Raw genomic sequence first — 11,735 nt, 5'->3', positions numbered from 1 at the left:
CAACTACTGACTGTTCAATAAAGTCAGAGATTGCATCCACAGCTTTTTGTGATGACAGTTGTTGCTCTTCATCAACAATCGCGGTTTCCAGGTCGTCAAATGTGGTTTTATTATTAGCTAGTTGCTGCTGATACCCGGATAGTTGTTCTGTTAATTGTGGCAACGTTTCAACCAAGGCTGATTCAACTACTGACTGTTCAATAAAGTCAGCGATTGTATTTATGAATCTTTGGCTCTCCACTGCTTGCTCTTTAGGATTTTTTAACAGATTCTCAATAAGCTCATCATCCCGTTGTGGCTGGTAGTCAATCCCCTTATGTTTTTGTAAACCGGGGAATGTATAGGCAGGGCCCAAAGATGTGCCACTGAATTTCTGGTCATTCCACGAGTACGAAATGCCCTTACTTTTCCCGTTGCGCGTTAATCCGTGGCGAACTTCTACACCTTGTAATTGCAACCGCTCAACCAGTTGGGGCATAGTTAGTTTATCTATTGTGGCGCGGTCGATTAATTCCTGGAGTTGTTGCTTAATGGGGCGCTCTTGTGGTGTCGGGCGCTCACCGTTGATATATTCTTCGTGTTCTCTTTCTAACCGTTTTTGTTGTCCAATACTGGGATTACGCGATAATTTCTCATGGCTGCTTTGGGTTTGTTGTAAGCCGTAATCTCTTTCTAGCTGCCGAATAATGGTTTCACTGCGCTTGTAATCCCAGCTATCATGTACAATCTTCCCGTTATCTAACCGAATGCGGCTAGCGCAGATATGTATGTGGTCGTGTTCCGTGTTGCTGTGTCTGTAGACTACGTACTGGTTACTGTCAAATCCCATCTCTTCGAGATAGCGGTTAGCAAGTTCGTTCCAGGTTGGTTCGTCTAGTCGCTCGTTGTCTGGTAGTGATAATGATGCGTGGTACACTACTCGGTCAGCTTCTGGGTTTAGTTGTCGGGAAATTTTGAATTCTCTGGCCAGGGCACGGGCGTTATTGCCGCCCATGTTGCCACCAATGAGTTTGGCATCTTTCTGAGACTCCAAATAATTCAGCAGTCCGCGAAACCCTCGCCCTTTAGTCTGGTTGCCAATCATCTGTTTCCTCGTCCGATTCTTCGATGAAGGTATTGGCTATTTCCTGTTGGCAATGTCGTAGCAGTTCTAGTAACTCTTGTAGAAGTTCTGGTGATGCTGGCGGTGGCAACTGCATTTTAATGGCGGTATTGGTGGCTTTAGCCAGTTGGTTGATGTTGTTGCCGATACGCGACAGTTCCAGGTATGTGTCTACTGTCACTCTGCCCAGTCGCGGCGGTGGTGCTGGGATTGGTCGCAGTAACATACAGCGTCTCGTCAATTCTCCCAAGCTCAAACCCGTATCTTCTGCTTTAGAGCGAATCATTTCATATTCAATCGGGCTGAATCGCGCTTGCAACATTTTAGTGCGGACGAGTGATTGAGAAGAAGCTTTGGGCATAAATCAAACCAAACAAGATGCAGTTTTTGAGGGGGTTTCCAAAGTGGGGATACTTCCCCCTTTGGCAAGCCTGCCGAGTCGAGCTTTAGCGAGACAGCACGCAGTGCTAGGCATGGCTTGCTCTTAACCAGTCTTTGGGGGAGGCAGAAGGACTAGGGGAACTACCCGCGTGGGGACAAAGTGCGTAATCTCCGGCTACCACCACGATGATATTACTAACGAGTTGACGTAAATTAGAGTATGGATAATTTTTACCGATGACTGTGTGATTTATTTTTGATTAACTGTTCGTGAGTTATCTTACACGCTTTGAGTAATCACTGTTCAATCAGTTACGTTAATATCTATTGCTGTTTCTTAACTATTTGTTGCATTGATAATTACCTGTCTTTAGATAGATGCTCCGCGTTAAAGTAAAGTTTTAAACATAAACATTAGTTTGATTTTTAATCTTGTGGCTAAAGACAATATTCCTAAGTCGAAGATTCCAGAGGCTCTTGATGCTTTACGCGCTTTGGGTGCTAAGGAATTAGATGATATCCCAGCACGAGCAGCTATTAAAAAGATGCGCCGTCAAATTGAACGAGTACTTCGTCTCGGCTATAGCTACGAGGAAGTGTCTAAAACTTTAGCCCCTTTGGATATCAACATTAGTCCTGAACGTATCCGTTATTTACTTAACGATATTCGTAGGTCTACGCGCAAAAAGTCAGCCACTCCTCCTAGTGAAGAGAATACCAGTACACAAGTTATTGATGAGCCGGCTTTAGACGAGAATTCGGCGACGGAGCAAAGCAGTAATCAGTCTGTTCAAAAATCTGAATCGAAATCACAACCTAAATCAAAACCCGCTTCATCAAAATCAACAACTCCTAAAACGGCTAAAAAGACCTCTGATGTAAAAGCTCCAGAGAATCAAAATTTCTCTCGTCCTGCTTTTGTGCCTGAAATAATCTCTGATGAGGATTTATAGATGGTAGTCAAACCTAAACAATCGGCTGACCAAGTTCAGGAAGATAAGCCTTCTTTACAGCCAAAAACTCTTGGGCGCTTGGTGTTGGTGACTGGGGATAAGGGCGGTACTGGTAAAAGTGTGGTGGCTAGAATCCTCCTCGACATTTATCGGCACAGAAATATCAACTGCATTGCTTATGAATGTGACCAGTCTAATCCTCAGCTTTATCGTCATTACAACAAAGTCGCTCCTGGCGTGCAAACGCTCAAACTAAATCAGCGCGGTGGTGCTGATGCTTTGCAGGATGATTTGAAGCGTTTATCTCCTCAAGTTTCTCTGGTGGATCTACCTGCTGGGGCTGCTGAGTATTTTGAGTCAGTGGCTAAGGATATTTTTCTGTTTCAAAATGCCCAGCGTTTGGGTTATCGCATCACTATGGTGTCGGTGCTGGGTCGAGTCAAGGATAGCCTATTGCAGTTAAAACGGCTGGTGGATTTCTGCGGTGACAAAGTTGATTATGTAGTTGTGAAAAATCTCTACTGGGGTGATGAGCATAAGTTCACCCGCTACAACAATTCTAAGATCAAGCAATCTGTAGAGGCATTGGGGGCGATTGAACTTTTATTGCCTGAGTTATATGACGATATTTTTGACCTCGTTGACTCCAAGGATCTTACTTTCAGAGAAGCTCTAGAGCATGAGGATTTTAGTTTGAGTAATCAATCGAGAGTTTTTGGCTGGATTGATGCGGTTGAGACTGAGTTTTCTAAGGCGGCTGTACAGTTGGGGTTAGAGTAATGGCTGTAAGTAATGGTAATGGCAATGGTGCGGTATCTCATTTAGATAGGTTGCTGTCAGAAAAGCCGCCGGAGTTTCAAGCGAAAGTCTTGCGGTTTGCGCTTGATTCTGGGATGAAACAAGATGACCCAGCATTTCGGTTAGTGCAGTACATCGGTTATTTGGCACAACTGACAGAAACTGCACCAAACGATTGGAAATTATTATTTGAAAATTTACAGGTAGAGCTAAACGAATGGAGTCAACTGACGGCGGAGCAATTGAAGACCCAAGCCGACCACACAGAGAACATCAAAAACCTAGCGACGAGTTGCAATCAGCTAGGGACAGCCTTGAGCGCATTAAATCTAACATCTCAGCAACAACTCAAGCAATTGACGAGCTTAACCAAACTCTCCGAGAATTTGAACAATATCTCCCCAAGGCAACCAGAGACATTGAGCCAACCGTTGCAAGAACAATTGAAAGAGATTCAGACGGGAATATCTCTATTGAACCAAAAAGACGCGGAATCGGTCGTTAAAGGTTGGACTAGAGCTATTAGAATCTGGCTTGTCTCTCCGATCTCATTTTTTATTCTGTTTTGGTTTTATTCGCACCTGACCCCAATCCCTACTCCTATTGAAACTACCGAGTCTCTACAGAAAATTTTGCAGAATACTGATTGGAGTAATACCAAGCTGCAACGGGTTGAGAAAAATTTGGGGACTGATCCTAATCAACGGCGACGGCGGTAAAAATTTGTTGTTTCAACGTCGATTTCAAAGAACTGTGTCTGCTTACACATTTGAGCCATTTCATGTAATGATTCAGCTCATACCGAAACTTATTCCTTGCTTGCTTAAAGCAATGCAAATTTTACCCAAATTTACTTTCTATTCAGAAACCCGACACAAAGCGAAATTTAAGAGGAGCGACCGCATACGCCTATTGCACGGAATTGGCTGCTAGAAATCCTATGCCAATATTTGCTCAAGTCGTTCCAAAACAAATTTCGGTATCTCAACTTCTATTTTTTTAGCTAAACAGCAGTCCCTCACAGCTAATAAAAAATCTCGAATAGTTTCAATGGATAGAGAATCTACTTTGAGTAAAAATTCTTGCCAGCGATCAGTATGATCTCTATTAATATCTAATAAATATAGTGCAGCAAGATACTCTGCAATAGGATCTAGCACAAAGCGAATTCTCTCTTCGGGACTTTGCTGTTGCACAATTCCTAAATGGTTCTCATCTAAATGTTCTAATCTAACTTTGGCATCTTCACCACCGAGAACTGCCAAAATGTCATCAACTGTTGCTGAATTGGGCTGGTAAGATTTTTTCAGGCACTCCCAAGCAATAATTTTGGCATCCTGACGCACAGCCGAATTACTCAATTGATGATTTTTACCGTCTTGATTCTGGTTGAGTTCATTCAAATAGCTAAGGATAAGATTAGGGATAGAGGTAGGAAAGTTTTGATCTGTCCCTCTCTCTTTAGCTGTGATCATCTGTTTTGCATAAAGTTTTGCCAGCAGTACTGTAACTTCTCGCTGTCCTGCAATCTCTTTAAGGTGAGCGCAGGCTCTAAGGAAGGCATCATCGGAGTACAACGACCGCTTATCTAGTTTACTGAGATACTCACTAATAAAAAGAGTCAGTAGTTCAGCATTAAGCGCACAAGGTTTAAGACAAGTTTTAATAGTCGTTCCCAGAATTTTTTCATTGCGGGAGGTGATAACAACTGCATTAGCAGGTAAGTCAGCAACACCTGCCTTAATTGCTTCCTGGGTTTCAGGTTTCAGTTCCGAAAAATGATCAACAATAACGAGAATACGTCGATCAACCAAAAGCCGAACCACGAGTTCCTCAGAAATTAATTCCTTGTCAGTGGTGAGCAAGCGCAACTCTCTGCGAATGGCTTCTTTTAATCGTTTCTCCTTCGGCACTTCAAAATCCAGTTCTTCTTCAATTAGGACTGGGAGCATCAGGTGTTTACAGAGCCGTTCTGCCTCATCAGGAGCCATTGCCCAGTTCGCAATCTGGCAGGCAATACTGGTTTTTCCAGTTCCTCCTTCGCCGTAAATTAGTACCCTGAATACTTCATTTGCAAAAATAGACTGAAGGTTTTGAGGAGTTAGTTTCTGCGTCTTGCCATCAATAATAATCGGAATAGAGAAGAAGTGAATTTGGCGATCGCTGACTGTCCCCTTCAAGGAAAATCGCTCTCTAGCCGACTTTATACGCATCACTACCCAAGCGTCTAGTACTCTGGGACGATACTTGAGATAGCGCACAATCTCAAATGGCAACTCAACGGGTTTAAGCCAAGAGAGTTTGAGTTCTGTCGGCAGCAACAATAGCCATTGAGGACGAAGCCAAAGCGTTCCTCCATAAAAAATTAACAAAATAACAGTACTGTATAACCAAGGATTTTTCTGAAGAAAATCAGTGATCCTCTGGGTCAAACGAGAGTCGTATTCGCGCTTGAGAAACTTTTGCACTGCACTAATATTTGCCGCAGGGGTTTGTGCAAAACTCTGATCAGCAGTACTGAGAGCCGTGTATGCCTGATTTAAGTCCGATATTGCTTTTTTCAATTGTTCTAAAGATAGGGTGTCTGCCTTATTTTGCAGACTCTGCCCCACTTGCTGTAAAGAACGGGCGGCCGTTGATTTCACATCACGTTCTTTACTGTCTGTCAATGTTTCTACAAGTGCAGGAATAACTTGTGTTTCAATAACCGCAGGTGCAGCATTATCGGATTTTGCACTAATGCTTCCAATGACTGAAATAATCCAGAATTTTGTCTTTAAATTTTTTTCTACCTTTAATTGCTTGACCAGTGCTGTCATAGCATTTTTAACTTTGGTGGCTGAGACACCTTGATCAAGCTGCTGTACTGCTTTTAAACGTTCTTTCTCATTCTGACTCTCAAGTTGCTCAATAGAGTCCGCCGCCTCTGCATTGGATAATTTAGCGTTTGCAGAACTCACAAGTGAGACAGAGAAAATTATGCAAATAGCACTCATCTTAAGAATTGCGGCGCACCTGGAGAGGTTACGGTGCTTTAGAACCTCACTAGGGTGTATAAACATAGAAATGCACAAAATATAAATAGTTGAACAACTCTTTAAAAAGAATCTTTTTGAGCGCGCTCAGAAAGATTCTTCACGTATCTCTTCAGCTACGTGAAGAATCTATTATTTGACATTTTGTAAACTTATTACTTATTACTTATTAGTTGCCATAAGTTGGGGAATTTTCTAGCTCTTGTGAACTATTCGCAATGCAAATTTGGTGGGTAGTTCCTGTGGCTAAGTTAAAAGTACCGCTAGGAGGTGTCAAAACTCCACGATTGTAAGAAACAGGAAGAATACTGTTTAGCGAACGGAATAACATAAAATATCCTCCTTCATCAATTGGTAAAGGAGCGAGGGGTTTAAAATGACCATTACGCCACTCTGCTTGTATATCAAATACTGCCATTTGCTTCTATCCTTATAAGTAAAATTGCTTGACACTTAATATATATCAAAGCTTTATCAAGCAATTACGCAAAAGCAATTGAAATAAATATGACCGCGCAACAGCGATGCGAGACATTGGCTCTCAAAAGTCTTTAGCAGTCAGGCTTTCAAGTTGGAATTAAGAAATGCCCTCACAAGTATTGCTTAATCAGCTAAGTCAGAGAAACACTTCCCTGACCTAGCTTTTTAATCCCAGCCACTTTGTACTGACTGCGATCGCACCATGTTCTTAAATTTCGTTAAGTGTGCATCAAACAGTAGTTGGATTGTGCCTGTGGCTCCATCGCGGTTTTTAGCAAGGATAATCTCTGCAATTCCTTTGTCTTGCGTATTGGTGTCGTAATATTCATCACGATACAACATGATTACTTTGTCCGCGTCCTGCTCAATCCCGCCACTGTCACGTAAATCCGAGAGCATGGGGCGTTTGTTATTACGGCTTTCTACTGCTCTTGATAGTTGCGATAAACACATTACAGGTGTTTGTAACTTCATCGCTAAACGCTTAAGTCCGCGTGTCAGCTTTTCTATCTCATTGTTTCTGTTGCCCCCAGAGTTACCATCCATCAATTGCAGATAATCGACGACGATTAACCCCAAATCACGGCGCTCTTGTGCCATGATTTTACGGCATTCAGATTCTATATAGCTCAGTGATGGGTCTGGACGGTCATCTAAATAAACAGATAGTTCTGATAATGCACTAATGCCCCGTGATAGTGGCTCCCATTGTTTGTTAGAGATACGCCCTGTTTTCAAATAGCCGCTTTCTATGCCTGCCTCACCTGAAAGCGCTCTCATGGCAATCTGTAGCTTTGACATTTCCAAGCTGAACACGACAACTGGAAAATGATATGCAGAGGCTAGATAAAAAGCTATCTGAGCCGCAAACGCTGATTTCCCCATCGCCGGACGACCCGCAACGATGACTAAATCATTACGATTAAATCCAGCTGTTAGTGCATCAAGATCATAAAAGCCGGTGGGAATGCCAGGTAAAACCTTACCCTGGCTGCGGTCTTCAATATCCTGAAATAGATTGATAACTACATCTGAAATATGGCTGGCCCCGGCAGTGTCAGACGAGCGCTGCAACTCATAGATCAAGTCCTGTAATTGTTCAAAGGCTTTCTCTAAGGGCGTTTCTTCATTGGACTTGTGCTGCAACTCAATGGCAATGCTTCCCAGTCTACCCAGTTCCCGGCGCTTCCATTTTTCCACAACCAGACCTGCCAGCGCATCAATGTTAACTGCTGATACAGTCCTGTCAACCAACGATGCTAACTTGTTTCGTCCGCCGATAATTTCTAATAAGCCATTATCAGCCAGATAGTTCGTGACCATCAGCAAATCTGTGGGCAATTCAAGTGCATTCAGTCTTTGGGCTGCGTTGTAAATTCTACCATGAGCGCTGATATAGAAGTGATGAGGCTTCAAAATGTCGCGGACACGTTCTATAGCTCCTGGGTCAAGCAAGATGCCCCCAAGTATCGCCTCTTCAGATTCAATGCTTTGTGGTGGTAGCTTATTGGCTGTGGTGGCAAAAGGAATTACGTTTTCGTCACTGGTGTACATATTAATCTTTGATTCCCATTAACTCAAAATTTTTACAGGCATACGCTAGGCAAATAGGAGCCGTGGTGTGATTGTCGTTCCATCCAAAAGAAGGGTGTAGGGGATAGGGTGTAGAGAACACCATCAAGAAATTGAGGGACTTGTATCGTTCTTCTTCAGAATTAGGTCGCAGCACTTGGGACGGGTCTAAATTCTTACCCTATACCCCACACCCTACCCCCTACACCCAGCCTCTTCGGGGCTTGGTCAATCAGGAATATCTACAAATCTTTCAGGAAACTTGGCACTCGCCCATTCGTACCATTTGGCAGATATTTTATGTTCGCAAAACTTTGATAGTCCCTCAGAGAAGAGCCTACTGTAGTAGTGATCGTGCATCCGCGGCTCCCAGCTAGGAAAATCGTAGCGCTTACGCTGTTTCTCTACTTCTGCGGGGTCATCAGCGAAGTTGTTAATTTTGCGCTCCAATGTCCTGCAACCCACTTTCCATTGCTTAAATAAGCAAAATATCTCTGCACTACCTTCATCTTTTTTAGAAAGCACTGCGGCTACGTATGGGGCAACGTTGTTAATGTCTTTACCTTGCGAGCGCTGATAGGTCAGATAGTAAAGCAGGAAATCCACTTCTTTAACTGGGTCATCACTGAAAACCAAAATTTGAGAATGATTCTCACGCGCCGCGCCGGAATTTAGATCCTCATGAGTGGATTTCTCGTTAGTTGCAGAGATTTTCTCTTTTTTAACAGCGTAGTGATTATCTGGAAGTGCTTTTTCTTGGTCAGTTTCTTTCCTTTCTTCTTCCTCTTTTTCCTCCGTCTCTCCAGTGATGGATTGAGGTAATTTATTTCTGTAATCTAATAAAGACGCTGAAAGCTGTTCTGCGACTGACTTTAAAGGGGGTGGGACATCACTATTAGTGACTACCCCATCACTATTAGTGACTACCCCATCACTATTAGTGACCACGGATAATCTCGTATTATTTACATCGTCACTATTAGTGACCACGGATAATCTCGTATTATTTACATCGTCACTATTAGTGACCACGGATAGACCCTGAAGAATCAATGCTCCTACTTTGACGGCATCCACACGATAGAATTTGGCGCTACTGCCTTCTTTCTTCCTGGGCTGACAGGCAATCACATAACCAAGTTTTTCTAGAGCTAATAACCTTTTTTGGATACTTTTCTGTGTACCCAGTGAAGGATATTTTTCTGCCCATGCGCTGTAAGTAGCACTAGTCCACCATTCCTCATTGTGTAAGTATCCGCGCTTGTTATTCTTCGCGTTCGCAATACACCAGCTTTCAATGATTTGAATTAGTAAAGCCTCGCAAACACCCACTTTGTTTGCCACACACCAGTAAAGCTTGGTAAATGAAGGTTCGTAGCCGTGGGTTGCTCTATATGCTGCTAATGCCTGATTCGCGATCGCACTGTCTACGCTTTGAGATTTCATTTTGTAACATTCCGAAATTTTGTGTTGATTTCGGATAACTCCTTGCACGGCGACCGCAAAGTTGATTACTATAGTAGTGCGGTCGCGGTTCCGAAAAGTCTTGCAGGACATTTTCAGTTCGGAGTTACCCGCGTTATGACAAAAAAATTAATGAAAATCCAGTTTCCTCTGGTACGCATCCCCTCTAGTTGCCACTAGTGGGGATTTGTGTATGAGAGACGCTAAATCTGTTGATTGTTTGCGCCTTCCCGCCTCATACCGTTTTGTATTGTGGGGATAATGTCTAATTCATCACCCAATTGTTCTAAGCGCTCGTCTATATCGTCTAGTTGTGCTGTGATGTCCGGTTGGTAAGCGTTAATCATATTACTTGTTGCTCACTTTGTTTTCATGGTTTGTTACTGCTTGTTGGGTGATCAGTTCAACTAAATTTGATAGCGTTCGGCTTTCGCTGTCCGCCCATTCTTGTAGTTTTTCTTTTAACTCAGGACTGCATGTAAAAGTTACTTTTGCCTTTGACGTTGCCATTATATTAGAAAAGTTCTGATATATTCCGACATTTTCAGTTAACATCAAAACTTGTCAAAAAGCAGCTGGTTCTAAGCAGTTCTGAACTTAGTTGACAAGTTCAGAACTTATCTATTAATATATTAGTGTCAAGGTTATCGATACGTCAATAACTTAAGGCAGACGCAAGTAAGACCCAAGCGCAAAACGTTAAGGCGATTTCCTTTTGAGGGTTGCAAGGCTTGCAAGCGCTGACTTTTACAACTAATTTTCGCTATTTCTCAGCACATTTGCATAGCGGTCGCTTTATATCTGCGGTCGCGGGAATTGTGCGTGTTTGAACCTTGAAAACTACATAGACCAAGTATGGATATCGATATTAAAAAGTTGCCTTTTTCAGTTTGGTGGCAAATCTCAGAAATCAATGGAACTTGGGCAACTGTCGCTTTCAAAAGATGGACACAGACTGTAGACGCAAGCATCCTGCAAGCAATGAATCTTGAGGAATGGGAAGCGGTTGCAGACACTCTCAACTACAGCTTTGAGTGGGCTTGTAAGCAATTCAAAGTCCACAGAAATAAACAAAAAGAAGGATAAGGATTTATGCTCCACCAAAATCAATTACGAAGGTTAGAAGCAATAGATCGCTGGCTCATAGAAATCCGAGATTCGGAGGAATTCAGACAACTAGAATACTCCCCAGATGTGATGCTAGGCGATGCAATCCAAGCAGTAGGCGAACTACTTGACGAACACGAATCCTATGATTACAAGCCCACGAATTTTACTGATTCTGAGTGGCATTCATATCTAGAACAAAAGCCAGTAATGCACATTCGCCGCGTGAAGACTTGGCGTGAAAAGATTAACTCATTCATACAAGATGCTGCGTCAGAAGTAGCAATTCTGAGCTTGGTAACTACTAGTTTTATGGTTGTTGGTACTATCTTTTGTCACGGCTTTGACCGGATTGAGGAAAGCAGAGGGGAGGAATATCAACCCACATGGATCTACAACGCCAAAATTTTTGAAGGAAGTGCCATCGCCTCTATCGCCGTCTTCCTGGGTGCAAGCTTGACGGGTGCGTGTGTCGCGGGAGATAAAAATGATGATTGATAAAGAGCTTGTAGGATGCGTCACGCTATTGAGCCAGAGCAAAACTTACTGGATTAATGGAACCTTGTACAGATATTTAACAAGCAGTGACAGTATCAGATACACCCAGTACTATTTCCGTCCTTTACCGCGTCAGTCTAAGAGTGCTGACTTAAAGCTCAATCGGGACAAGGTGCTAAGGCGCTGCTACGAAGTGCCGAGCTTATATAAACAGCACACAGCAGAGATAAATCACAACTCAATACAGTTGAGTTTGTTCTAAGCATTGGTAACATCTACTACCGCGCGTCGCGGACAAAGGCTTTGGTACAAGCGCGTCAACTAGTCCAAAAGGGGCGTATTCGT

General features: G+C 42.9%; 13 protein-coding genes. 5 read left to right on the top strand and 8 right to left on the bottom strand.

What is annotated here, in order from left to right; translation table 11 throughout:
* A partial coding sequence (locus VB732_RS28265; protein WP_323234191.1) for a relaxase/mobilization nuclease domain-containing protein occupies positions 1–1,084 on the bottom strand: 1,084 nt, incomplete at its 3' end.
* The gene (locus VB732_RS28260) at positions 1,065–1,463 is read right to left on the bottom strand and encodes a plasmid mobilization protein (protein ID WP_323234190.1); all 399 of its coding nucleotides are present in this window, start codon (positions 1,461–1,463) and stop codon (positions 1,065–1,067) included. The genes VB732_RS28260 and VB732_RS28265, both read right to left, overlap by 20 nt.
* 454 nt (positions 1,464–1,917) lie before the next feature.
* On the opposite strand from VB732_RS28260, the gene VB732_RS28255 reads away from it, so the two are divergent.
* The 3 genes from VB732_RS28255 to VB732_RS28245 are packed head-to-tail and all read left to right on the top strand — an operon-like array spanning position 1,918 to position 3,953.
* Positions 1,918–2,436, top strand: coding sequence for a hypothetical protein (locus VB732_RS28255; protein ID WP_323234189.1), 519 nt, complete (start codon positions 1,918–1,920; stop codon positions 2,434–2,436).
* On the top strand, positions 2,437–3,216 hold the full coding sequence (locus VB732_RS28250) for a hypothetical protein (protein WP_323234188.1): 780 nt from the start codon (positions 2,437–2,439) through the stop codon (positions 3,214–3,216).
* On the top strand, positions 3,216–3,953 hold the full coding sequence (locus tag VB732_RS28245) for a DUF6753 family protein (protein WP_323234187.1): 738 nt from the start codon (positions 3,216–3,218) through the stop codon (positions 3,951–3,953). Before VB732_RS28250 ends, VB732_RS28245 begins: the two co-directional genes overlap by 1 nt.
* Positions 3,954–4,172: 219 nt before the next feature.
* On the opposite strand, the gene VB732_RS28240 is transcribed toward VB732_RS28245, so the two are convergent.
* The 6 genes from VB732_RS28240 to VB732_RS28215 all read right to left on the bottom strand — a co-directional run bounded on the left by VB732_RS28240 (position 4,173) and on the right by VB732_RS28215 (position 10,340).
* A complete protein-coding gene (locus VB732_RS28240) occupies positions 4,173–6,194 on the bottom strand; it encodes a hypothetical protein (RefSeq protein WP_323234186.1) in 2,022 nt (673 codons plus the stop codon).
* Positions 6,195–6,438: 244 nt separating this feature from the next.
* The gene (locus VB732_RS28235) at positions 6,439–6,687 is read right to left on the bottom strand and encodes a hypothetical protein (protein WP_323234185.1); all 249 of its coding nucleotides are present in this window, start codon (positions 6,685–6,687) and stop codon (positions 6,439–6,441) included.
* Positions 6,688–6,914: 227 nt separating this feature from the next.
* On the bottom strand, positions 6,915–8,303 hold the full coding sequence (dnaB, locus tag VB732_RS28230) for a replicative DNA helicase (RefSeq protein WP_323234184.1): 1,389 nt from the start codon (positions 8,301–8,303) through the stop codon (positions 6,915–6,917).
* 246 nt (positions 8,304–8,549) lie between these two features.
* Positions 8,550–9,767, bottom strand: coding sequence for a hypothetical protein (locus tag VB732_RS28225; protein WP_323234183.1), 1,218 nt, complete (start codon positions 9,765–9,767; stop codon positions 8,550–8,552).
* A gap of 221 nt (positions 9,768–9,988) precedes the next feature.
* Positions 9,989–10,132, bottom strand: a complete 144-nt coding sequence (locus tag VB732_RS28220; protein WP_190937646.1) for a hypothetical protein — start codon at positions 10,130–10,132, stop codon at positions 9,989–9,991.
* A gap of 1 nt (position 10,133) precedes the next feature.
* Entirely contained in the window at positions 10,134–10,340 is a 207-nt protein-coding gene (locus VB732_RS28215; RefSeq protein WP_242065072.1) for a ribbon-helix-helix domain-containing protein, read from the bottom strand.
* 300 nt (positions 10,341–10,640) lie between these two features.
* Here VB732_RS28215 and VB732_RS28210 point away from each other — a divergent pair, with 300 nt between their 5' ends.
* Together VB732_RS28210 and VB732_RS28205 are read left to right on the top strand one after the other, a co-directional pair.
* The gene (locus VB732_RS28210) at positions 10,641–10,871 is read left to right on the top strand and encodes a hypothetical protein (protein WP_114085582.1); all 231 of its coding nucleotides are present in this window, start codon (positions 10,641–10,643) and stop codon (positions 10,869–10,871) included.
* Between the two features lie 6 nt (positions 10,872–10,877).
* Positions 10,878–11,390, top strand: a complete 513-nt coding sequence (locus tag VB732_RS28205; protein WP_323234182.1) for a hypothetical protein — start codon at positions 10,878–10,880, stop codon at positions 11,388–11,390.
* Positions 11,391–11,735: the final 345 nt, after the last annotated feature.

It is taken from the genome of Nostoc sp. UHCC 0252 (assembly GCF_034931145.1).
GTDB lineage: Bacteria > Cyanobacteriota > Cyanobacteriia > Cyanobacteriales > Nostocaceae > Nostoc.
The sequence above is the reverse complement of the archived record's forward strand: the minus strand, read 5'-3'. Positions and strand labels throughout refer to the sequence as shown.